Origin of the sequence: Peribacillus simplex (assembly GCF_900156045.1) — a bacterium.
GTDB lineage: Bacteria > Bacillota > Bacilli > Bacillales > DSM-1321 > Peribacillus > Peribacillus simplex_D.
Window position 1 is genome coordinate 200,468 of sequence record NZ_FTMX01000004.1, and the last position, 22,622, is coordinate 223,089.

Here is a 22,622-nt window from a genome sequence, read left to right on the forward strand (position 1 = left end):
TCCCTTAAAGAAATGATGCACCGTATGAATAAAAACAAAAATGCCTCCTCATATTAAAAGAGAGGGGATGTGTCACATGATAAAAAATATATCTACTTTTCAAGCGACACTGGTGCTGATTCTATCTATTGGGTTGATGAACCATGTTATCGTTTTGCCTTCTCTGCTTGGGGCATCCGGAAGAGATTCATGGATCAGTACTTTAGTCACCGGGATGCTTTTTCTATTATGGCTTCCCATGGTTTATTGGATCATAAATAAAACAAAACAACAGCATATCATTGGCTGGCTTCATACTCACAGTCACCCGCTCGCCGCCTGGTCCATAAAAATCCTTCTTTTCTTCTATATTTTTTTAAACTTGTTTGTCACTTTATTTAGCACATTTTCCTGGGTAAACAGTACTTATATGATTCAAACGCCAGAATATATATTATTTATACCTTTCATCATCCTATGTTTTATTGCCGCCGAGGCTGGAATCAAAACGATAGCCATTGCCGGGGGATTGGTTTTGCCCCTTGTTGTGGCACTTGGATTTATGATAATGACGGCTAATATACAGTATAAGGATTACTCCTTGCTTTTCCCCATTTTTGAAAATGGGATTACACCTGTTTGGGACGGGGTCGTAATTCTAGGTGGAGGTTTTACAGAGATATTTCTACTCGTTTTGATTCAACAGTTTGTAAAGACAGAAATAAAGTTCAGGAGTTTACTTTTTTTAAGTTTATTTCTTTTGTTTATCAGTATGGGACCCATAATAGGCTCCATTACAGAGTTTGGTCCGGTGCAGGCTGCTAAAATCAGCAATCCTGCATACGCTCAATGGCGGTTACTAACCATGGGGAAGTATTTGAACCGGCTGGATTTTTTATCAATATACCAATGGCTTTCAGGTGCATTTATCCGTGTCTCTTTATCGATATTCCTCATGGGGGAACTGTTTCAGATTAAATCAAGGAAAATAAAAAATATTGTATTGCTTGCTATATCTGTCTCCTTAATCATTGCGCTTTGTATACCAATCGACATTCCAGCGTACAGGGATTTTACGGAACGATATTATTTTAAAGTGAGTGTGATTAGCATTTTGGTTATAACCTTTTTCATTAACATGGTCATTTTTTTGAAAGAAAGGGTGAAAAAGAATGGAGCCTCTATTGAACAAGGCAAATAAGGGGAGTTCTTCGGAGATCCAACTAAAAACGGAGTATTTCAATGAAGTATTCGGAATGAGCTCGGATGTAAAATTCAAAAAGCATACCATTACATCTGAAGGGAAAACAGATTCGCCCCTTATTTGCACTTTGATTTATTCAGAGGTGTTGGTCGATGTCAAAAAATTGTGGGAATCAGTAGCACGGCTTGAAGGTAGTGTATTGATAAATTCTAAACTGAAGGAAGAAGATGTTATAGAGGATCCGCAAGACGAACTTAAAGTCAGTAGGGTTTTCTCTTCCTCCACTTTAAAAGAAGATGTGGAGGAGAACGTATTTTCCGGGATGGTCCTGATGCTATTTGAAGAATTGGAATTATTATTCATGTTTTCCCTACCAAGCATTCCGAATCGAAGCCCCGAGGAAACAAGTAGTGAAATTTCCATCCGAGGTCCACGTGATGGATTTATTGAAGATATCTCTGTTAATTTAGGATTGATCAGGAAGAGATATAAAACTGCATCACTCGAAAATCAAGAATTTACGATTGGGAAAAGGAGCAAGACAAAAATCAATTTATTATATGTGAAGGATGTTGTAAATCCAGAAACCATTGAAAAAGTAAAAAGGGAAATCTCCTCAATAAACACAGATATCTTGTTGGGAACTACTGAACTTGAAGAATTTTTATCAGGCAGTAAGTTCAAACTGATCCCGTTTTTTGATTATACAGGGAGGCCGGATTATGCTGTAGCCAGTTTAAATAATGGGCGCTTTGTCATTTTAGTGGATGGGTCACCAACTGCCTTAATTGGGCCAGGTAATATAACACTTTTGTTAAAAGCCGCGGAAGATCGTCATACTCCATCATACTATACAAATTTCGAATATTTCTTTCGCATTGTCGGACTGGTGGTATCAATATTTCTGCCAGGTTTTTATATAGCACTAATATCATTTCAATTAGACCAGCTCCCCTTCTCATTTTTGGCGACGATAACCGTATCTAGATTTGGGTTGCCTATATCACCTCAACAAGAGGCTTTCTTGATTTTGGGTTTATTTGAGTTGTTTCGGGAGGCAGGGATCACACTCCCAAAAGCAATCGGTCAATCACTGGCTGTTGTGGGTGGATTAATCATAGGTGATGCGGCAATTAGAGGCGGGATTACATCCCCGACGATGTTGGTGGTGGCTGGTACTACTGCGGTAGCCACCTATACATTAATCAATCAATCTTTAGGTGGAATTGTAAGCATGGCCAGGTTTTTTGTATTATTTCTCTCTTCTGTTTTAGGTTTATTCGGATTCTTTCTCGGTGTATTCTCTATTGTCCTTTATTTATCAAGGCTGCAGATTTATGGTTTACCCTACTTAGCTCCTATTTCACCAATATCCTTGAAAGATCTACTAGGGGGCGGTGTCTTTGTGAAGCCATATCTCTTTAGGAAGAAACGAGCCGAAATGCTGAAAACTAAGGACAAAACAAAAGGAAATCGCTAATGACAATGATCCTTAGAATTATACTATTTGTAACGAGTCTTGCTCTTTTAAGTGGCTGCTGGGATACCAAGGATATTCAAGATATTCAATATATAAGTGCAATGGGAATAGATTATCAGAATGGTCAGTATGTCATTTATGTACAGGTGACGTCTTTTGCCGGTGTGGCTAAACAAGAAGGCTTGGAACCAAAACCAACACCTGTTTGGGTTGCCAAAGGGCGAGGGAAAACAATGAACGAGGCCATGAATGACATTTATAAAAGGTCAAACCAGTATATTTATTGGGCTCATGTTAAATTGATCATTTTCTCTGAAAGCTTACTAAAACATGGATTGGTCAACGTAAACGATCCCATTTTAAGATTTCAGCAAATCAGGGAAACAACTTGGCTGTATGGAACCGATGATTCCTTGGAAAAGATCCTCTATGTCAATAGTCTATTCGGCTCTTCGGTGCAAACAAGCATTTTCAATCCGAAGGATATTTATAAATTAAGATCCTTTGTCGAACCCATCAGGATCCAAAGATTTTATACGCAAAATTATGAAACAGGAATGACAATAAAACTACCGAAGATATCGTTAAAAAATGAGGTGTGGAAAGCAAAAGGAAAATCACAGAACACCGTAAAACTATCAGGGGCCTATTTTATTGAAAATAATCAACTAAAGGGAGAGATAGCGAATAAACATCTTGGTGGGATAAGATGGTTGACAAAATCAACGGTAAGGTCCCCAATTGGAATAAAAATCAACAAAAACAACAATGTTCAATTATCTCTAATGAGGCCAAAATTCAATATAAAGCCAATCCATGTAAATGATGAAGTCGAATTCGATATTTCAATTGAAGTAGAAGGTGCCGTAATGGATATGGAAGAAAACATCTCCTTACCCCGCCTTAAAGAAAAAATACAGAGGGCATTAGAGAAAGAAATTAGGGATACTTACAAATATGCTCTTGAAAAAAATATAGACATCTATAATTTAGAAGGAGTTATCTACAGAAAGGATTTTAAGAAATGGAAAGAAGTTTCTAAAAAGGATTTTAGCCTTAATGAAGAATCCATTCGTAATATTCAGGTGGATATTGCTATTAAAAAAACAGGCGATTATAAATATGAGTACATGAATTGATACTTTTAGAAATGGATCGTAGGCTGCCATGACAGAATCTTTCTTCAAAGTCGTTACCAATGATTATGATATGGCAGCTACTGTAAATGATATATCCAACAACTACAATGTAAGGATTTATTTTGACCTACATAACGATAGAAGGAACCAGATTTTACTTTAATAGACCTAAACGAAATCCATAGACTACGACTTGGGTACGGTTCTTGGCTTTAAACTTTGTCATTAAACTGCTTATATAATCCCTTATAGTATGCTCGCTTAATTGCAATAATTCGGCCATCTTTTTATTGTTAAACCCCTCCGCCAGCAAATTTAAAATCATGGATTCCCGTTCCGTCAATTGTAGATCTGTATCAATGTATACCTCCTCATCCTTTCTTGATAAATATAAGCCTAACCTTTTTCCGACCTGTTCAAGTAAAGTTAATTCATCTTTTGAATAATCGAATTCCTCTCCTAATTGATCAAAGGTCAGCCAGCCGAAAACTTGCTGGTCATGAACAATCGGCACAAATATGACAGATGAAAGATTAAACAAGGTTATATGTTCCTTTTTAATATAGTGATTGGGGTCCTTTAAGAATACAGGCTTTTTTGAATTGAAAACAAAGGATTGCTTCAAGCTGAGTTGTCCTCTCATGCTTTGAACCTTAGGAAGCTCCAATCCAATGGTGCCATAAAATTGATTGGACCAAGGAATATAAGCATAAAAAACACACCTTTTATAGTGGAAGAACTCTTCACATTTTTTTAGGATATGAGCAAAATCCCTAATTCCTGATGAGTTAATTAGTAGCTCATCTAACTGGTCTAATAGCTGCAGCCTTTTCAGTTCAGCATTTTCTTCGTGGGCTTTTGAAAGTTGTATCGGTTCGACATCCATCCATTTGTTATAGCTATGGATGAGATGAGTGAAAATGGATAATAAGAACATTAGAATGGAAATGGTATGGGCATGTTTCAGGCTGGCCATTAAGGTAACGATGGACTTTTCAAAGATTAATCGGAATATGCTGAAATGGTTCACATTTAAAATGGGTAATTGTGATTGAAGCCAAGTTTCCAGATGCTTATCGTATGTTTCATTTATGTCTTCGATTTTTGGGGCAGATAAAAATAGTAGAAATGATTCGAGTAATGTTTGTATCACCTTACGTTCATTTTCTAATATAAGAGGCTCTAGATTCAAATAAATATTGATATTTTCTTCAATTTGTTTGTTATGGCTTTTGATGAATAATATGAATTGCTGAAACGATATCTCTTCATAAGTATGAGAGGGCTGGGTCATACGGGTCTCTTCTCCTTAAACGAAATACCCCTATATAAGGGGGATACTAACCCTATTATTATACAGCATATTATAGGATAGTATTTCAAAATGCGAGGAGTAAAATAAAGGCATAGACAGACAATGAAGCTTTTTTAGCGGCATTCCATTTAATGGGGTGGACAATTGTTAAAGTCAGCTTCATTTACTTGTAAAGGAATACTTGTCTAGTGAGAACCTCTAAGGATGAGGATTTCATTAGCAGAAAATAAGTAAAGGAGATCTGGTGAAATCATGAGACTTGAAAACAAAGTGGTAATCATCACTGGCGGGGGTACAGGAATCGGGAAAGAAACAGCTTTGCTATTTGCTAGGGAGGGAGCAAAAATCGTCATCACTGACATAAACCAACAATCCGGTGATCAAGCTGTGAATGACATTCAGGCCATCGGCGGAGAGGCACTATTCATTCGTCATGATGTCAGCAATGAAGAAGAGTGGAAAAAGGTTGCAAAGGAAACGATCGATACTTTTGATAAGGTGGATGTTCTGTTCAACAACGCGGGTATTTATATCATTAAACCGGTTGCGGAGATTGAACTGGAGGAGTGGAATCGTCTCATGTCGATTAACGTGACCGGCGTATTCTTGGGAATGAAGCATATTATGCCACTGATGGCGAAACAAAATAAAGGTTCAGTCATAAACGCTTCTTCTATAGCAGGCTTGATTGGCGCCCCTGGTCATGTTTTATACGGTGCAAGCAAGGGAGCGGTCCGGACAATGACTAAAGATGCTGCTATCGAGTATGCTTCAAAAGGGGTCCGTGTAAACTCGATTCATCCAGGATATATCGATACCGGGATGGCGGACTATGCATCTGAACAAACGGGCAGTTCAAAAGATGAATTGGGTAAAGAATTCCCGTTGGGACATCTGGGCAGCGTCAATAATGTTGCGAATACAGTGCTTTTCATTGCCTCTGATGAATCTTCCTATACTACGGGTACTGAATTTGTAATAGATGGCGGAGCGACTGCTCGCTAAAATCCCATTCTAACGGATATTGGAAACTAAAAAACTAAGGAGTGTTTAATTATGAGATTGGAAAATAAAGTGGCAATCGTAACTGGGGGAGCAAGCGGGATTGGAGCAAGTACAGCTCAATTATTTGCAGAAGAAGGAGCAAAGGTGGTCATTGCCGATTTTGCTGATCATGGACAAGCTGTGTCAGAAGAGTTAAATGGAAAAGGGTATGATACTCTTTTTGTTAAAACGGACGTGACAAATGAAAATGACGTAAAGAATATGATTGAAGAAACGGTTAATAAGTATGGAAAACTGGATATCATGTTCGCAAACGCTGGGATTGCAAGAGACGGAAACATCCATGAGTTAAGCTATGAACAATGGCAAAAAACAATTGATATTAATTTATCCGGTGTCTTCCTATCCGATAAATATGCGATAGAGCAAATGCAAAAACAATCTACAGGCGGCGCCATTGTCAATACAGGCTCCATCCATAGCCATGCAGGGAAACCAGGGGTAACAGCCTATTCTGCTGCGAAAGGCGGTGTCAAACTATTAACACAAACGTTAGGTTCGACTTATGCCAAAGATGGAATTCGTGTAAATGCAGTTTGCCCAGGATATATTGATACACCACTTATTGCGGAAGCACAAGGTGAGATCAGACAAGGTTTGATCGATTTACATCCAATCGGCCGTTTAGGTAGAGCGGAAGAAGTGGCGAAAGCCGTTCTCTTCCTTGCAAGTGACGATGCATCATTTGTTACAGGCACAAGCCTTATTGTAGACGGCGGTTATACGGCAGTATAATAAGGGCACGTCTGGTTCTCTCAAACAGTCAAATTCGTTTGCTGCGATATTAACATGGAATATAGAGTCCTCCAGTATGATAGGTGTCCGTATACACCAAACATACTGGAGGGCTCTTTTTTTTTGCATATGATGAATAAATCCCCGGAATGCTAAAAACATTTCCTTGGAAGATGAAACGATACAAGCAGTTGCAGGGGAGAGGTGATTCAGTAATTTTATGTCTATCGAGGATACTTTTAAACTCTTTTTGAGTGTGCGGCAATAAATAAGGCCAAACGGATAATTCGATTACGATCTAGATCGCTTAATAGCTCACTATAACTTTTATATATGTCCGGGTATCTCCCAGTAGGTATATACACCATTTCATTTCCTTCCTTTTTATATAGATTATATTTAGTTCAATAACAAAAGTGGAAGTAAATCCAATTAATAGTATTTTTATGTTAAAGTTATAAAGTTGATATTTTATTACATAATTTCCTTAGGAAGGAACGAAATCTGTTGATAAAGGAAGGGTTAAATGGCGAAAAGAATATTAGGTAGTATATTGCTTTTATTACTAGGCATGGTTAGTTTTTCATTTTTATCTGGCTTAAAAGTTGAAGCGGCAGATCGAGTGCATACTGTATCCTCTCAAGAAACGGTAGAATCGATTGCAGCGATCTATGATATATCGACAAAGCAATTAATGAATATGAATGGTTTACCGGATGGTAAGTTATATATTGGCCAGAAGTTAACCATTCAGACTGCTTATACTCCTTCGAACTATCAGTGGTCAGAGAGAGGGAAACAAATTGGGAATTATGCGAAATCTTTTACAGGATTTAAAAAAACGGCTGGAGAAGAGACACCTATCAAAGGGTTTGATTCTAGCGGATTGATTCATTGGGTACTCTCCCGACAAAAGGTGTCAATCGACCGTTTGTCAGTTGAAGGCTATTATAAGCAAGGAATGGATACAAATACGCCTAAGGCTGGAGATATTATATTTTTTCTGGAAAAGGGAAGTTCAACAGCCGTGACCGCTGGGATCTATCTGGGGGGAAATCAGTTCATTAATTCTGGATACGGAGCAGAGACAGTTCAGGTGAGATCTACCACAGAAAAATATTTTGCACAATACCAAGTCGAGTATAAAACGTATACACCAAAAGGAGAGCATGTCGTTCAAAATAATGAAACACTTAAAAGTATCTCGGATAATTACGGTGTATCGGTGGATACAATCAAAAAGCGTAACGCATTACCAAATGATAGCTTGATGCAGGGACAGTATCTTCAAATATACAGCAATCCCTTGTATCCATTTTATACAAATCAAGAGGCTTCCTATGATAAAGCTTATGATGTCATAAAGTATGCCTATACTCTACGTGGATTTACCTATGTTTTCGGAGAATATGATCCGATGATTGGAATGGATTGCAGCGGTTTTATCTATTGGGCCATGAAGGAGCAGGGCATTTCCCTTAAACGTGGTTCGGCAGCGGACTACTATTCCTCGCTGCCTAAACTCAGCGATCCAAAGGCAGGGGACTTAGTATTTTTCAGAGATACAGACTTAAGTCAAGAGATAACCCACGTCGGTATTTATCTAGGGGATGGTCGCTTTATTCATACAACAAGGAATACTGGAGTTCATATATCTGATCTTACTTCAAGTTATTTTACTCAGAAGTTCGAAAGTTTTGGGCAAGTCCAAGTCAATATGGACTAAGATAGCCACGAGAGAGTTAGACTATTTGAATTTTCTAGTCTTATTGAATACGGGATTTGTGTTTGATCTTCTCCTTTAGTTGAAGAAGGAGGCACCATTAACGAACGTTTATGATGAGAGCGTTTTTAAAAGTTTTCACTTTATGACAGGTTAATTGAAGTAATAATTATCTAGATGAGTTTTGGTTTATGTATACTCTCACCATTCTGAGGGGCTCTGTTTTTTTAAACCCGATAAATAATGCTCTACAGGATTCTAACGGGGCAGAATAGCTCAATAAAAATGGGTATAAGGGTGTTCAATAGTTTGTGGAGTAAATGAAAATAGAGAATGTTATGGATACTAATGATGTATAAAATATATCAAAAGAAAAAACCAGCTTTATTAGACTGGTTTTTTCATCTTAATTTAACACTTTGTTAAATTAGTTTTTAAGACTTACATGTTCAATCATACGCTTCATTGCCTGAATTTGCCCCATATGAGTCGCTTCATGCATTAATGTTAAACCTGCAAGTTCTATAACAGTCTTACAACCGAGGAATGGTGTATCCAAATCTCGATCTAGCTGTTCAGGAGGAATTTGCTTTAAACGAGTTAATTGATCTTTCAACTGTACAACCAGCTCATCCATAGCAGGTATATTCCCTGTCCAATCAGCTGGTTTTGTTCCATTCCCAAACAATTCTATATAATTCGTGGGAAGATGTGTTGTTACATGCGGGAAACCAAACATCGTTTGTTCTGTAATTGTCAAAACGTGACCAGTATGCCAATGAATTGTGTTATTAAAACCTTCTGGCTGCTTATCGGTTTGTTCCTTAGGAATGGACTCTGCATTCTTGATGAAGTATTCTCTTGTCATCTCAAATTGCTTAAATACAAGTTGATTCATCTTTTTCTCTCCTCTCATTAACAAAATCATCCATATTATACCAGTAAAAAACGGAAAAGAATATGGTTGAAACTTCCTGAAATTAGTTTTATGTCAACCGGTTCTTTTTCCACAATAGGGAGCGATCAAGAATCGCTTTACTTATAGAACTTATGGGTGAGTTATTTTATGTAAGGCTCAATAAAAATAATAAATCCAATTGCACCCTTCCATTTTATAAGCATTCTTACAAAAGTAAAAAGTCCCATAAGGTTTTTTGAAATTAACTGAAAATTCAATATATATACTTTAAATACTAATTTATAATTGTTATACAATTGTAAAATTATACAGCTTCATTTTCGGTATAATGGGAATTATTAGAAATTTATTATGGTGTATGAATATTTACCAATAGGGAGCTATTCATTTCTTCAAAATTCTAGAATTTTAAAAAATCATCATAAGGACGCTCTAACGTTCCCAGGAAGTTTGATGATTCCTGGAATACAAGGGAGGCCACCCCTTACCCGAATGTATTCTAAATATGATTTGGTGCAGTATAACGCCAATAGAAAGGCGAAAGATGCAGTGTGTTCCAAACTAAGTAGGCCTAAAGGATATGAATGTGAGGAATTTCGATTTGCCACTTATGAAGGGGCTGGAACTGGAGATGTAAGATTCTCGGTTTGATACATTCCGAGAGCAGCGAATAATACACATGGACGCTGGCTCGGTGCATGGTCTGCATATGATCGGCTTTTGCACAAAGATCAATTTTATATTGGATTTAATGAGTAACTGTCGCTGTGTCGGTTAGATGAGACTTAAGAGTTTGTACCGAACCACGTATTTCCCTTTTTCTATTGAATCGGCAGCCAGTGAGGGGTTGTTCACGCTCGCTATAGGGTGAAAATCCCGAATGTGCCCACCGTATAGTTTTAGCAAAAATCAATGGTACTTCCTCCTGAATAGAATGCTCGATATAAGTACAACCATTGAAATCCTTCAGACTTATCAAGACTCAGTTAAAGATTGACAGCTATATAACTTTGGTGAAGAACGCCTGCTTTTTGGCTTAACCACCATACAAGGCTATTAAATCTTTAGCTTGGTATTTGTTCGGCCTTTGAACAAATCTACTTTTTTGTAAAGTTCTGGAGAGCTTTTGGAGACAAAGAGTGTTGTCAATCCCTGTGATCTACCCCTTAGATAAATGTCGAATGTAGTTATGATAACCTCAAAAGAATCAACTATTAGAAGTAAGTTTGAGGGTAAAGGTATTAAAAGGGAGGCGAATTGTTTTTGACTATAATAGATATTGACCAATTGCTTTTAGCTACTGAAGAACTTGCTGAAGAGTCAATTCCATTTCATCTCGATGCATTTGATATTGATCAATTATTAGATAAAACGGATAACTGGTAAAGAAAAGCATACCCGAATGAAGTGAACCCAAAAAGATGATCCCGGCAATAGCGTCGGTGGCATTCTATATTAACGCCGGTTATGTACTGGATAAAGTGAAAGTTCGTCGGGAAAAATGGATAGGGGGCTTTAGTGGCTTAGGTCTAGCATTTTTCGTTTATCTCATGTTTCATGCATAAACGGTAACGGGAGTTATCATCTATCAAATCATTATACCTATATTTTCCGCAGTCTTATCCACTATTATATTTAGTCTGCCGCTGAAGTATTTACCGGAAGCAATAGGAGGTACGGCAGTGGGTGTGGTCAATTTAGGGATGCAGGTAGCTGGCTTCATCGCTCCTTTGACGATTGGTTTAGTCATAGACGCTTTCGATGGATCGTTTAATGGAGCTGTTTGGTTATTGGTTTCATTCGGAGTCGTTTGTTTTATCGCTTTTATGACCTTGAAATCGGGTAAGGGAAATTTCATGACTGAACATCCACAAACAATTCCTGCTGTAAAATAGATTGAAATCAATGCATACGGATTTATAAAAGTTTGTTCGAAATGGTATATAGATCGTGCAAAAACTCTACCTGGTAGATCTTTAAAGCCTGATGTTACTGAATTTCAGCTAACAGGGCTTTTTATTTTTGGCTGTTTTCGCATACTTTGTTGCTATTTACCAAGTAAAGTGGTGTGGTTGATTTCCCCTCCAGATGCTCGCTTTCCGCGGGGCGGGCGGTGAGCCTCCTCGGCGTAAACGCCTCTGGGGTCTCACCTGTCCCGCTGCTCCCGCAGGAGTCTCGCACTTGCGCTCCAATCAACCTTAAATCGTATCGTTTTAAAAACAACAATCTTTACGAAAAGAGCCTTATTTTTTTATACGACTTTAGCAATAATGTGCTGCAATTAATCTAAATGGTGGAGTGTTAAGACCTATATCCGGAAAAAGGGAAATGCATGTACCAGTATCGTGAGTAAAGTCCGAAGGAAGCACGGAAATCTAAGTTTTTATTAATGTATAACTTTGGTAAAATTAGATTTTAAAACTAACCAACATCTTTTGGGGAGGAAGCAAATGAAGGTAAATAAAATACATCATGTAGCAATAATTTGTTCCGATTATGAAAAATCCAAAAACTTCTATGTCAATATTTTAGGGTGCGATATCAAGAAGGAAACTTATCGGTCAGAAAGGAAATCATATAAATTGGATCTAAAAGTCGGAGGGGAATATCAGCTGGAATTGTTCTCATTTCCTGATAGCCCCCATCGACCTAGTTATCCTGAAGCAAGAGGGCTTAGACATCTTGCTTTTGAAGTGGAAGATATTAATCAAGCGATTGAGGATTTAGAAAAAGAAAACATTCCAGTCGAACCTATCCGTGTTGATGAGTTAACAGGAAAAAGGTTTACTTTTTTTTGTGATCCGGATGATTTGCCTCTTGAAATATATGAAAAGTAGGAATTACAAGCTTAGTTAGGTTGATGAGAGAGCTTTAAGACAAAAGTTTGCTGGGAGAGCAAAACTTCAAGAATTGAAGTTGATTTCAATTCTTGAATACGAATATTTAAAGAAGTTGGCCAATTATACGATAAGGATTCCTGAATGTGTCGAAACTTCTAATTTATCTCCACTTGTATTTCATATTTCGATGGGGGCTGAAATAACCACCAGCTATAATATCGGTAGATCGGTCATTTAAATATGTCAGGAGATAAAAAAATGAATGTTTACAAATTTACACTGTTGATACTTTTAACGACATTTTTAATGGGTTCTTCTTTTGCAGTGGTTAAAATTGGTTTGCCTTATTCATCGCCATTATTATTGGCAGCATTACGCTTCACACTTGCCGGATTCATAATGGCGATAATCGTAATCTTTTTAAAAAGACCGCATCCAAACTCTAGAGGGGATTGGATTAAAATTCTTATTATCGGCACTTTTCAAACAGCCGGAGTAATGGGGTGCATTTTCCTGAGTTTACGCACTATTACGGCAAGTGAATCCTCAATTCTTACTTTCACGAACCCGTTACTTGTTGTTGTATTCGGTACCATCTTTTCACAAACACGCTATAAACTATATCAATGGATTGGAGTTTCATTAGGATTAGTTGGTGTAATTATAACGATGGGGGCTCAACTTGAATTAAAGGTTGGTATTCTGTTCGGCATTCTTTCTGCTGTTTTCTGGGCCATTTCCACCTTATTGGCGAAAAAATGGGGAGCGATTTCCGATACATGGGTATTATCTGCTTATCAGATGCTTTTTGGCGGTTTACTGCTTTTACTTGGCAGCTTTATTCTTGAAAAACCTTTTTTCATAATGAATGGTCATTCGTTGTCCATTTTATTATGGTTAAGTATCATGTCATCGATCGTGCAATTCGCTGTTTGGTATTACCTTTTACAAAAGAGTGATCCAGGAAAAACAAGTACCTTTTTATTTTTGGCACCTTTCTTCGGAGTATTATCAGGGTGGGCACTATTAGGTGAACCGATATACACTTCACTCCTTATTGGCGGACTGTTTATTATCATTGGCATCTATCTTGTAAATAGCAATTTCCAAAAGGAAAATAAATTTGTTAAAAGAGCTTTATAGTAATCGCATGGATCGTCCTAAGCTGCTAAGGACAGAAAATCCCTCGTGAAAAAGAAGAGAGCCTCTTTACTTTTGGCTCTTTTCGTAAAGATTGTTGTTTTTAAAACGAAACGATTTAAGGTTGATTGGAGCGGAAGTGCGAGACTCCTGCGGGAGCAGCGGGACAGGTGAGACCCCACAGGCGTTTACGCCGAGGAGGCTCACCGCCCGCCCCGCGGAAAGCGAGCATCTGGAGGGGAAATCAACCACACCGCTTTACTTGGTAAATAGCAACAAAGTATGCGAAAACAGCCTTACTTTTTCACGAGGGATTATTAAATTATACCTCTATACAAAAAACTTCCTTAAATCCTTCTTTCCCTTTAGACGTTACTTTTACTGCGCGAATAGATGGAACACGGACTATCCAGCCTAGATCAAAAAAATGTGTAAGGAGCCCATTTCCTAAAGCACCGCCAAGATGATGGTGACGTTCACTCCAGTCTAAACATGAGTGCGAAAATGAACGACGTTTTTTCCTTAAATCAAGTAAATCGATGCCGAATTCAGAAAAAAAATGATCTCCTTTGGGTGTGACTGTAAACTCTCTCTCTTCTTTTATCAAATATCCGGCTTTCAACATCGATTCAGTTATTTGGACTCCTAGTTTTCCTGCCAAATGATCATAGCAAGTCCTGGCTTCCTTAAGCAATTTGACTTGGCTTGATTGTTTTAACGACCGAACTTCAGGAGGTGGGGAAATGGCCAGAAACGATTCTAAAATCTGCGCAATTTCTTCATTTGCTAGCTGATAGTAACGATGTCGTCCGTGCTTTTCAACTTTAACAAGGTTACCTTCTACTAATTTAGAAAGGTGAAAGCTGGCGGTTTGTGGTGTTATTACAGCCATCAATGCCAATTCACCTGCCGTATGAAAACGCCCATCCAGTAAACTTGCAAGAATTGTTGCACGTGACTTTTCCCCAAGAAGGGAGGCTATCTCCACCATATTTGGATTTATACTCAAAATAGTTACCAACCTTTCTACCGATATTTTAGTTGAGTTTTAGTTTGAATAAGCTGAACGCAAAGTAAATAGCATTAAAAGTATGTAAACTTATTTTTCTATTATACAGTACCGCTGCCCTGGTGATATTCTGTATATTCACGATTCCCGCTTTAAATATTTATTAATAAGCAGAAACGGTTATTTTCCGCGGTAATTATTTCTTATTTCATTGCTTGTACTTCCTTTTTAATATCTTATAAAGCTTTCTATAAATATGTACAGGACTTAACAGGTACATTACCTGATAAAGAAACAGCCGAAAAAATTCTTTAAGGCTGGATATGGTCATTTTAGAATTTACAGGGCTAAATTCTCTGGAGAAAATAGGGATTCTATATATCTTATCAAATCCGATTATTTCTCATCAGGCAAATACTTCCGGTTTGCGAAAGGTAAAAACATACGCAATCGATGCGAACCAGTTGAGTGCTGTATTTCAAAGGTGAACCTCATAAAATTAGAGGAATTCAGAGCTTTTAGACCTTCGTAATTTGTTAAGACAACAGTAAATCATAACGAATATGCTTGTGGAAGTTAAACAGAAGAAAGACTGTCTATCCATTGGTTAAGCGTTTTTTAATGAAGTATATTCTTTGTGAACTAGGCATACATTTTTACAAGCTCACTAACAGGAAATGTTCCTTAATAGTCTTGGAATAAATACCGGTGAATAGTCCCTTTTTGTCGAATTTAGTAGTCAAATAGGAGGGAATGAAGAGTATGAAAATATCAGACGTTGGATTTAAAGGTCAAGTTTTTGGATTTATAAAGTTCACACCTTTTGTGGAAAGTTTCTTGTCCGGAGATTTATATATGAATAATTTCAAAAAGTATATTGATATGGAAAGTGCTTCAGGGGAAAAAGGTGTAGGGGACAAATTTGAAGCAGCACATGTTTTTACGGAATTAACAATGAATTTCTTTACTCAAGATACTCATGAATTAATCATGTCGGGGCGAACTAAAAAAATGAATTTCAGAAAAAATATAAATGAAAAAAGACCATTATATTGTATGTTTGCAATTGTCGGCGATATGTTAAAAGTGGTTAAGGAAGATGAAAAGTATTTCTATACCAAATTTGATTTACCTAATGAACAAATCGATAAAATGATCAGGGAGTTCGGAGATAGCTTGATTTTTGTTACTCCATCGCAATTTATTGACAGAATTACTAGAACCCTCAATGAAAAAGGTTATGCTTACAGAGGGGGCTTGGTAAAATATGATGATTATAACATCAATTCCTCAGCTAGGATGAGCTCCTATAAAAATCAAGGGACTGATATTTATTTTTGGAAAGATAAATATTTTGAAAATCAATATGAATATCGCATAGTCCTCACAGATCAAGAAGTTGATGAAGCATTAATCGTGAACGTAGGTGATATTTCAGACATTAGTACTATATTTAATGCAAATGAATTTTTCAGTGATAAATTTGAAATAAGATTACGAAAGAAAAGAAATCCAAGCATCCATTAAATTGGGTGTTTTTTATTTGCAGGAGGGAAAAAGAGAAAATATTGAACTTTTTAAATAGAAGAGTTAAATTAACCGGAAATTCTAGGATTATCGCATACACAAGGGGGTTAATGACTCGTTTATATTCACTATTATTGGTTTTGTCTATTGGGTTTATAAATATGCCCGATCCAGAAGATATTTCCACCTTTCTGTACAAAAAGAACAAGAAATACCCGCTGCTTAAATTTCCTATCAAAAAGAACGACAATTGGAAAGTTGAGCACGGTTCGATTCGTCAAGTAGTAGAAACGAATGCAAGTATCAATAGACTTAAGGATATTATAGTTGTGAAAGAGTGGTATTCTGGTGAATTTAGAGCTACTTACTATTATTACGACAATGATTAGGCGACTTGGAAAGACTTTTAAAAACAGGTAAAGTCAAAACACCGCCTGCTATCGATCAAATACTGTATAACTTTAAGAGAAATAAAGCCATCTGTCTCTCGAACAAACAACAAAGCATGCATCCCAATTGGATACACTGCTTTGTTGTTTTCATTTTATTTATTTGTATCAAATTCCCCTTTACTGTCTCCAAGGTACCCTATTGTGAAAGAACTTTTCTTGTAAAAGGATTTCTTCCCATGTGATACCCAAATCGTTGAAAGAGCCTTTTATGCTGAATATTCTACTAAGCACCCATATTTAAAATAAATAATAAAATTTGCAAAATCGGTAGTATTAGTGTTTTTTACTCATTCTTTTTCAAATGTAAATACTGTTTTACCCCCTGATAAGAAACTCCTGATTTCTTCTAATGGCATTTCCATTATTATAGCCATTTGAATGAGCTCAATCCATTCTTTATCAAGTTTCTCTAGTGTGTTATTTGTCTGAATTAACTATTCCTCCTGAGGAGGTAACCTAGCCATCCTAGCATCGCAGTAGACTCGTTGGTATTCCGTCCTAAACTTTTGATTTGTTTGCCCCTTTTCTCTCACTTGGTAGCAGTTAGATAATACCATTTTAATGGTATATTCATAAAAAAGTTAAAACTTTATAATTTTCAAATAACCACGAGTGGGTTCCTGATCAACAAATTCCTGTCTTACTAAAAGGCTTTTGACTTTACGATCATTATTCAAATTGATTTATCCACTTCAGCGAATTCTGCCTTCTCTATAAGCTTTTGTGTGTAATATTGATTAACTATTTCAGTCCATTTTTTCAATGTTAGTAAGAAAGATGGTATTGGATGATTAATCGAATAATCAAAAGGATTTTGATTGTAGTCATTTGTTGCGATTTTTAGTTGAATATTATTATGCCTAATTTGAATAGGGTTACCTGAATCACAAAAGTGGAAACATATGATTTTTAATTTTTGATGTTATGTGAGTCTCCTTTAGATAGGTTAAAACACAATGTCTACTAAGACAACAGATAAATATTACGAAAGTAAGTGAATGAGTGAAACATGAAACAAAAATGTAAAATAATTAATCAAATTTTAAAAAAAGTATATTAAATACATCTTTAATGCGTTACTATAGTAATGGTAAAAATATATAACATAGTCAATATGGAGGGTACGGAGTGAAATATAGAAAAATTTTAGGTAATCCAGCATTAGCCTCGAGAATTATGGCGGGTTGTGATCAAACCGTTGAGAAAGATACAGTTACACATCGGGGTCTTTAGTTATTGGTAATAAATCATAAAAAATCAATTTTTTACTAGGGAAGGAAGTTTGTTACGATGTTTGAAAAAATTCTTAGGTTCACCAAAAAAAATTGGAGATACATTCTCCCTGCCATTATCGCTTTGTTTATTGGTTCATTGTTTGGCCCTTCCGGTGAAGAATATGATGCTGCTGTTCGTAAGAATGCAGAACTGGACAATAGGAATGAAGAATTGACATTAGAAAATAGCCAATGGGAGGAAGAAAACAAACAGCTTGAAGCTAAAGTGAAAGAAGCGGAACCTTTCTTCAAGTTAAAAGATGAAGAACGTAAAGAAAAAGAAGCTGAACTAAAGAAAAAAGAAGAAGCTGCCAAGGCTAAGAAAGAAGCTGAGGAAAAAGCAGCGCGTGAAGCTGAAGAAAAGGCTCAAGAAGAAGCTGATCGATTAGCAGAAGAGGAAGAAAAGAAAGGCTATGACACAGGAATCACCTATGACCAATTAGCTAGAACTCCTGATGACTATATCGGTGAAAAAGTAAAATTCCATGGGACAGTTGTTCAAGTAATGGAAGGTGACGGTACCACTCAAATAAGATTTGCTGTTGGTGATGATTACGACACTATCCTTTATGCAGAGTTTGACTCTTCTATCGTTGACTCTAGGATTCTTGAAGATGACAAAATTACGGTCATGGGATTATCAACCGGTTTGATAACTTATGAATCTACAATGGGTGGAGATATATCCATTCCAGGTATGTCTATTGAAAAAGTAGAACGCTAATTTGCCTATTGATTAATTAAGAACTAACGCTTATGTTTTTGAATACTTACAAACGAACAAACAACTTGGAATTAGCTAAACAAGGAATGACTGCAGAACAATTGGCAATGGTACAATCCGAAGTAAATAGCAAGGCAAAATCAAAAGGAATTGCTTATGCTCATTGGTGGTTCACAGGGTTTGGGGCTGTCATAGATTTTATGCTGGTGATACCGGTATGGGAATTGGAATGTTGCTGACTTTTGGCGGTCTTGGAATTTGGTCTCTATTTGACGGATTTGCTATCGGTAAAGCAATTGACCGTAAAAATGATACGATTGAAATGGAAGCTATTACTATGGTAAAAGTGCTACAACAAGCAAGTAACAACCGCACAGAAGCAGAATCTGCTATTTAAAAACAGAATATAGTCTATTACATGAGAATGTATGATAATCTATTGAACCCTAGTGGATTACCGTATATTCTCTTTTTTGCCAGAAACCAATATTACTCTTCCCCACCAGGGATTATTACATTTAATGATTGGGCGTGTTATTATGACGAAGAATACAACAAATCCAATCCACCACATTGAACTATGATACATAGCAAAAAATACGCTGAAATTGGAGATATTGTAATAATTGATCATGGAATTCTCGGTAAGTATGGTTATAAAGTAACCAATGATTTTCACATATTTTATCTATATATATAATGAGATGTTTAATAAAATTTCTTCTTCCTTCTGTAAGTGAGTAATCTCAATTTAGACCACCCCAAACTTCATCTGTATATAGATCGTCTTGTCCATCATCTTCCCAGTTACGAAGTTCACATATTTCATAACTCCTAAGCTCGTCTAATGTCGGAAATCCACAGCAAGGGCATTTTACACGTTGCACTAAAATCCCACCCTCATTTTTCTTATAAATTTCATTAATATCAAAATCTTTCTTTACGGATTAAATATTCTTTCTAAACTATCCTGCCCCGATAAGTGGATTAAGAACAAACTGCCTTGAAGACAGATCGGAACTTAAGCTAACGCACCTGTTACATACCTGTAGAATAGAAGACTTGGGGCATGTCAGTGTCTCAATTTTGTCTTCCCTCCAATTGTTAGTTGTGTCTAACAATTGGGGGGCAGTTCATTATTTAATGGTGACTTTATTGCTTTTATTTTTAACAGCAAATAACTGGATATCTGATGTAAATTCGTGTAATCTACAAAAGTATGTTTTTTCCTAATCGTAAAGGGGGACCATAATTGAGTTCAACAAATAGTAAACAGACAACGATTGTTGCCCTTTTGCTTGCGGGTACATTTATTGCGATCTTGAATCAAACATTAATGATTACCGCGATTCCTCCTGTAATGGAAGAAATGAATATTACGGCAAATAGTGCACAGTGGCTAACAACCGTTTTTATGCTGGTCAATGGGATCATGATCCCTGTGAGCGCGTTTTTACTGGAGCGCTTTACCACCAGACAGCTCTTCCTTTCAGCCATGGGGATCTTTGCTATTGGTACATTGGTAGCGGGGCTAGCTCCTAATTTTGGAATGCTGCTGCTAGGAAGGATGATTCAGTCGAGCGGAGCCGGAATTATGCTCCCGTTAATGCAAACAGTCTTCCTAATGATTTTCCCTGTTCATAAACGGGGTGCAGCCATGGGACTGGTCGGTCTGGTCATTTCCTTCGCGCCGGCTATTGGGCCAGCTTTGTCGGGATGGGTTACGGAGACCTACTCATGGAGGGTGTTATTCTTTATCATTCTTCCAATTGCCATTATTGATATCATAGTTGCGTTCTTCGCTCTAAAAAATGTAACAGAAGTTACACGGCCAAAAGTGGATGTACTTTCGATTGTTTTATCTTCCGTAGGTTTCGGTGGATTATTGTATGGATTTACAGCTGCAGGTAATTATGGCTGGACAGACGAGAGTACCATCATATCCCTAGGCATTGGCACAATTTCACTTGTTTGGTTTATCAAAAGGCAACTGCGATTGAAGCATCCAATGCTGGAGTTCCGTGTGTTCACATATTCATTATTCCCGATTGCCATTATTATTGGAGCCATTACCTTTATGGGTCTGATAGGTGCCGAAACGCTCATTCCGCTATTTATGCAAAACATGCGAGGATTTACGGCGTTTGAAGCTGGATTGGCGATACTCCCTGGAGCACTTATTACCGGGTTAATGTCCCCGTTCATCGGACGTATTTTTGACCGGATTGGGGCCAGGTGGTTGGTTATTGGCGGATTACTCCTCATAACCGCTTCCTCTTTTACTTTTATGGATGTTGGTCCTTCGACAAGTTTTACATTTATTATGGTAATGTACAGTATTCGGATGTTCGGATTAGCCATGGTTATGATGCCCGTTTCAACGGCAGCCTTAAACCAGCTGCCTAAACGGTTAATCGCCCATGGTGCAGCAATGGATAATACGATGAAAATGATTGCCGCATCTGTAGGTACTGCAATACTTGTTACTGTGATGACATCAGCTACCGAAAATGCTCAGCAGCGTCCCGAGATAGTCCATCCTGATATGTATGGCGCGCAAATCTCATTTATTGTCATCGCTGTACTTTCGTTAATTAGCTTCCTCATTTCTTTTAAAATAAAGGATCAAAAATCAGCAGGAAAAGAGTTCGGAAAGAAGAATTAAAGATTTGAATCCGAGTTTTTTAAGCTTGAAAAGAATCACAATATAGATTCATGATTCTTTTTAAATTAAATCTCCTATTTTTCGCCGCCAGAGTAGAAACGATTCCTAGTATCAATGGACTTAAGGATGTTATAGTTGTGAAGAAGTGGGGGTCTGGTGAAATTGGAGCTACTTACTATTATTACCACAATGATTACAGTAAACTTGGAAAGACATTTAAAACAGGTGAAGTCAAAACAAAGGCTGCTATCGCTCAAAACTGTATAACATTAAGAGAAATAAAGCCAGTTATCTTTCGAACAAACAACAAAACAGTGCATCCCAATTTTCGGGATGCACTGTTTTGTTGTTTTCATTTAGGTTTCCAAAAAGGATTAAATCTTGGTTTTAAAATAGATGCATATCAAATAGAGGCAGATCTCACATGGTCGGATTTTAATAATGCAGGATTCAGGCTCAGGGAGTCAGATGATCAAAAACGCCACGTTGACGTAGGCGTTTTTGCAGAAGAAAATTACACTTATGTCAATCGAGCATTCACAGATCAACCTGACGAAACGAATCAGTTCGTTGAAAGTACTGCACCATTTGATGCGAGTAAGAAGAAGGTTCATTTAAAGATTCTCGTCGATAAAACGAGTATTGAAGTTTTTGTGGATGATGGAAAGGCTGCTTATTCAAACTTAATATTCCCTCATGCTGAAGATAAAGGAATTACTCTCTTCTCCGAGGGAGGCAAAGCGATCTTTAAGAATGTGAAGGTTACACACTTTGATTCGATTAATTGAACCTCATCTTGGCAGATACCTTTCATATGTGTACACATACATTCTTTATAAGAAATGACTCTTCAAATATGAACATTTACTAAAAGGCGTACCACCAACATTTCGCGCAAAACATACGTTTAGCGATATATTGCGCGTGTTTTAAGTGATAATTTGCACATCCAACTTTTAACCCTAGCTACCTTCATATGAGAAGTTTAGCTGGGGTTCTTCATTAATTATGTCCAATCACTAAGCTATTTCGTGCAGCCTATACTACTTCGGTGGTAATGGATGTAAGGTGCTTGATTTCGAGGATACGTTCAATTTGAGTAAATAGACGGTAAAGTTACCGTTTATGACTTTCATGATGATTGTGAGCGCCTCGTAATCGGAAAAGTCCTCTCGATTAATGGAGATACCTAATTCACCCCATTTATATTCTAAAATATGGTGCATCTCGTCTTTAATGAGTTTCTAAAATTCATGAGCAAAACCAATGCGGGAGTAAAGCTGGGGATATCGCTAACCTTTTTTCAATCCCTGGCATCCCGATGAATATCATGGCTAGGTCATGTTGATCATAGATGTCACGAAGTTGCTCTAAGTGTTACAGTTTCAGTCGATCGATTTCATCCACCATAATTAAGTGAATCCCTTCAAAA

20 protein-coding genes and 2 pseudogenes are annotated in these 22,622 nt (G+C 37.1%); 17 read left to right on the forward strand and 5 right to left on the reverse strand.

The window, feature by feature from the left end; all coding sequences use genetic code 11:
- The first annotated feature begins 76 nt into the window (after nucleotides 1-76).
- Genes BW986_RS15260 through BW986_RS15270 form a run of 3 tightly spaced genes read left to right on the forward strand, consistent with a single transcriptional unit; the run spans nucleotide 77 to nucleotide 3,802 of the window.
- A complete protein-coding gene (locus tag BW986_RS15260) occupies nucleotides 77-1,180 on the forward strand; it encodes an endospore germination permease (protein ID WP_179086083.1) in 1,104 nt (367 codons plus the stop codon).
- Nucleotides 1,152-2,663: a spore germination protein gene (locus tag BW986_RS15265; RefSeq protein ID WP_076368730.1), complete on the forward strand. Its 1,512-nt coding sequence runs from the start codon at nucleotides 1,152-1,154 to the stop codon at nucleotides 2,661-2,663. The genes BW986_RS15260 and BW986_RS15265 overlap by 29 nt, the downstream gene beginning before the upstream one ends.
- Nucleotides 2,663-3,802 (forward strand): Ger(x)C family spore germination protein, encoded by a 1,140-nt coding sequence (locus BW986_RS15270; protein WP_076368731.1) that lies wholly within the window; start codon nucleotides 2,663-2,665, stop codon nucleotides 3,800-3,802. Before BW986_RS15265 ends, BW986_RS15270 begins: the two co-directional genes overlap by 1 nt.
- Nucleotides 3,803-3,956: 154 nt before the next feature.
- On the opposite strand, the gene BW986_RS15275 is transcribed toward BW986_RS15270, so the two are convergent.
- Nucleotides 3,957-5,096 carry a LuxR C-terminal-related transcriptional regulator gene (locus BW986_RS15275; RefSeq protein WP_076368732.1) on the reverse strand — a complete coding sequence of 380 codons (1,140 nt, stop codon included), beginning with the start codon at nucleotides 5,094-5,096 and terminating at the stop codon, nucleotides 3,957-3,959.
- Nucleotides 5,097-5,369: 273 nt separating this feature from the next.
- Here BW986_RS15275 and BW986_RS15280 point away from each other — a divergent pair, with 273 nt between their 5' ends.
- The 3 genes from BW986_RS15280 to BW986_RS15290 all read left to right on the forward strand — a co-directional run bounded on the left by BW986_RS15280 (nucleotide 5,370) and on the right by BW986_RS15290 (nucleotide 8,643).
- Nucleotides 5,370-6,122 (forward strand): SDR family NAD(P)-dependent oxidoreductase, encoded by a 753-nt coding sequence (locus BW986_RS15280; protein ID WP_076368733.1) that lies wholly within the window; start codon nucleotides 5,370-5,372, stop codon nucleotides 6,120-6,122.
- Between the two features lie 51 nt (nucleotides 6,123-6,173).
- Nucleotides 6,174-6,917 (forward strand): SDR family NAD(P)-dependent oxidoreductase, encoded by a 744-nt coding sequence (locus tag BW986_RS15285; RefSeq protein WP_076368734.1) that lies wholly within the window; start codon nucleotides 6,174-6,176, stop codon nucleotides 6,915-6,917.
- Between the two features lie 526 nt (nucleotides 6,918-7,443).
- Nucleotides 7,444-8,643, forward strand: a complete 1,200-nt coding sequence (locus tag BW986_RS15290) for a C40 family peptidase (RefSeq protein WP_076368735.1) — start codon at nucleotides 7,444-7,446, stop codon at nucleotides 8,641-8,643.
- Between the two features lie 424 nt (nucleotides 8,644-9,067).
- Here the strand turns inward: BW986_RS15290 and BW986_RS15295 are convergent, their stop codons facing one another.
- Entirely contained in the window at nucleotides 9,068-9,538 is a 471-nt protein-coding gene (locus tag BW986_RS15295) for a DinB family protein (protein WP_076368736.1), read from the reverse strand.
- Nucleotides 9,539-10,822: 1,284 nt separating this feature from the next.
- Between BW986_RS15295 and BW986_RS30735 the strand changes: the two genes are divergently transcribed.
- The 4 genes from BW986_RS30735 to BW986_RS15320 all read left to right on the forward strand — a co-directional run bounded on the left by BW986_RS30735 (nucleotide 10,823) and on the right by BW986_RS15320 (nucleotide 13,542).
- Nucleotides 10,823-10,945 carry a hypothetical protein gene (locus tag BW986_RS30735; RefSeq protein ID WP_260320863.1) on the forward strand — a complete coding sequence of 41 codons (123 nt, stop codon included), beginning with the start codon at nucleotides 10,823-10,825 and terminating at the stop codon, nucleotides 10,943-10,945.
- 296 nt (nucleotides 10,946-11,241) lie between these two features.
- A complete protein-coding gene (locus tag BW986_RS15305) occupies nucleotides 11,242-11,454 on the forward strand; it encodes a hypothetical protein (RefSeq protein ID WP_076368738.1) in 213 nt (70 codons plus the stop codon).
- Nucleotides 11,455-12,009: 555 nt separating this feature from the next.
- Nucleotides 12,010-12,396, forward strand: a complete 387-nt coding sequence (gloA2, locus tag BW986_RS15315; RefSeq protein ID WP_076368740.1) for an SMU1112c/YaeR family gloxylase I-like metalloprotein — start codon at nucleotides 12,010-12,012, stop codon at nucleotides 12,394-12,396.
- A 261-nt stretch (nucleotides 12,397-12,657) separates the two neighbouring features.
- A complete protein-coding gene (locus BW986_RS15320; protein WP_076368741.1) occupies nucleotides 12,658-13,542 on the forward strand; it encodes a DMT family transporter in 885 nt (294 codons plus the stop codon).
- A 319-nt stretch (nucleotides 13,543-13,861) separates the two neighbouring features.
- On the opposite strand, the gene BW986_RS15330 is transcribed toward BW986_RS15320, so the two are convergent.
- Entirely contained in the window at nucleotides 13,862-14,548 is a 687-nt protein-coding gene (locus BW986_RS15330; RefSeq protein WP_076368743.1) for an ArsR/SmtB family transcription factor, read from the reverse strand.
- A gap of 762 nt (nucleotides 14,549-15,310) precedes the next feature.
- On the opposite strand from BW986_RS15330, the gene BW986_RS15335 reads away from it, so the two are divergent.
- The 5 genes from BW986_RS15335 to BW986_RS30745 all read left to right on the forward strand — a co-directional run bounded on the left by BW986_RS15335 (nucleotide 15,311) and on the right by BW986_RS30745 (nucleotide 18,922).
- Complete coding sequence (locus tag BW986_RS15335; protein WP_076368744.1) at nucleotides 15,311-16,075, forward strand: hypothetical protein; 765 nt, start codon at nucleotides 15,311-15,313, stop codon at nucleotides 16,073-16,075.
- A 110-nt stretch (nucleotides 16,076-16,185) separates the two neighbouring features.
- On the forward strand, nucleotides 16,186-16,464 hold the full coding sequence (locus BW986_RS15340; RefSeq protein WP_076368745.1) for a hypothetical protein: 279 nt from the start codon (nucleotides 16,186-16,188) through the stop codon (nucleotides 16,462-16,464).
- Nucleotides 16,465-17,817: 1,353 nt separating this feature from the next.
- Nucleotides 17,818-18,525 (forward strand): toxin regulator, encoded by a 708-nt coding sequence (locus BW986_RS15345; protein ID WP_076368746.1) that lies wholly within the window; start codon nucleotides 17,818-17,820, stop codon nucleotides 18,523-18,525.
- 32 nt (nucleotides 18,526-18,557) lie between these two features.
- Complete coding sequence (locus tag BW986_RS30740) at nucleotides 18,558-18,764, forward strand: hypothetical protein (RefSeq protein WP_260320864.1); 207 nt, start codon at nucleotides 18,558-18,560, stop codon at nucleotides 18,762-18,764.
- Complete coding sequence (locus BW986_RS30745) at nucleotides 18,743-18,922, forward strand: TM2 domain-containing protein (protein ID WP_260320865.1); 180 nt, start codon at nucleotides 18,743-18,745, stop codon at nucleotides 18,920-18,922. The genes BW986_RS30740 and BW986_RS30745 overlap by 22 nt, the downstream gene beginning before the upstream one ends.
- Nucleotides 18,923-19,271: 349 nt before the next feature.
- Here BW986_RS30745 and BW986_RS15355 read toward each other — a convergent pair whose 3' ends face one another.
- Nucleotides 19,272-19,412, reverse strand: a complete 141-nt coding sequence (locus BW986_RS15355; RefSeq protein ID WP_081395644.1) for a CPCC family cysteine-rich protein — start codon at nucleotides 19,410-19,412, stop codon at nucleotides 19,272-19,274.
- A 365-nt stretch (nucleotides 19,413-19,777) separates the two neighbouring features.
- On the opposite strand from BW986_RS15355, the gene BW986_RS15360 reads away from it, so the two are divergent.
- Together BW986_RS15360 and BW986_RS30750 are read left to right on the forward strand one after the other, a co-directional pair.
- Nucleotides 19,778-21,190, forward strand: a complete 1,413-nt coding sequence (locus tag BW986_RS15360) for a DHA2 family efflux MFS transporter permease subunit (protein ID WP_076368747.1) — start codon at nucleotides 19,778-19,780, stop codon at nucleotides 21,188-21,190.
- 395 nt (nucleotides 21,191-21,585) lie between these two features.
- Nucleotides 21,586-21,978, forward strand: a pseudogene (locus BW986_RS30750) (GH32 C-terminal domain-containing protein); the annotation flags it as partial.
- A 250-nt stretch (nucleotides 21,979-22,228) separates the two neighbouring features.
- On the opposite strand, the pseudogene BW986_RS30755 reads toward BW986_RS30750, so the two are convergent.
- Nucleotides 22,229-22,621 (reverse strand): annotated as a pseudogene (locus BW986_RS30755) (AAA family ATPase); the annotation flags it as partial.
- Between the last annotated feature and the right edge of the window lies 1 nt (nucleotide 22,622).

What these genes read in the sequence shown, in the direction of transcription:
- BW986_RS15260 (WP_179086083.1), top strand. Translation starts at nt 77, where the DNA reads ATGATAAAAAATATATCTACTTTTCAAGCGACACTGGTGCTGATTCTA.
- BW986_RS15265 (WP_076368730.1), top strand. Translation starts at nt 1,152, where the DNA reads ATGGAGCCTCTATTGAACAAGGCAAATAAGGGGAGTTCTTCGGAGATC.
- BW986_RS15270 (WP_076368731.1), top strand. Translation starts at nt 2,663, where the DNA reads ATGACAATGATCCTTAGAATTATACTATTTGTAACGAGTCTTGCTCTT.
- BW986_RS15275 (WP_076368732.1), bottom strand. Translation starts at nt 5,096, where the DNA reads ATGACCCAGCCCTCTCATACTTATGAAGAGATATCGTTTCAGCAATTC.
- BW986_RS15280 (WP_076368733.1), top strand. Translation starts at nt 5,370, where the DNA reads ATGAGACTTGAAAACAAAGTGGTAATCATCACTGGCGGGGGTACAGGA.
- BW986_RS15285 (WP_076368734.1), top strand. Translation starts at nt 6,174, where the DNA reads ATGAGATTGGAAAATAAAGTGGCAATCGTAACTGGGGGAGCAAGCGGG.
- BW986_RS15290 (WP_076368735.1), top strand. Translation starts at nt 7,444, where the DNA reads ATGGCGAAAAGAATATTAGGTAGTATATTGCTTTTATTACTAGGCATG.
- BW986_RS15295 (WP_076368736.1), bottom strand. Translation starts at nt 9,538, where the DNA reads ATGAATCAACTTGTATTTAAGCAATTTGAGATGACAAGAGAATACTTC.
- gloA2 (WP_076368740.1), top strand. Translation starts at nt 12,010, where the DNA reads ATGAAGGTAAATAAAATACATCATGTAGCAATAATTTGTTCCGATTAT.
- BW986_RS15320 (WP_076368741.1), top strand. Translation starts at nt 12,658, where the DNA reads ATGAATGTTTACAAATTTACACTGTTGATACTTTTAACGACATTTTTA.
- BW986_RS15335 (WP_076368744.1), top strand. Translation starts at nt 15,311, where the DNA reads ATGAAAATATCAGACGTTGGATTTAAAGGTCAAGTTTTTGGATTTATA.
- BW986_RS15340 (WP_076368745.1), top strand. Translation starts at nt 16,186, where the DNA reads ATGACTCGTTTATATTCACTATTATTGGTTTTGTCTATTGGGTTTATA.
- BW986_RS15345 (WP_076368746.1), top strand. Translation starts at nt 17,818, where the DNA reads ATGTTTGAAAAAATTCTTAGGTTCACCAAAAAAAATTGGAGATACATT.
- BW986_RS30740 (WP_260320864.1), top strand. Translation starts at nt 18,558, where the DNA reads ATGTTTTTGAATACTTACAAACGAACAAACAACTTGGAATTAGCTAAA.
- BW986_RS30745 (WP_260320865.1), top strand. Translation starts at nt 18,743, where the DNA reads ATGGGAATTGGAATGTTGCTGACTTTTGGCGGTCTTGGAATTTGGTCT.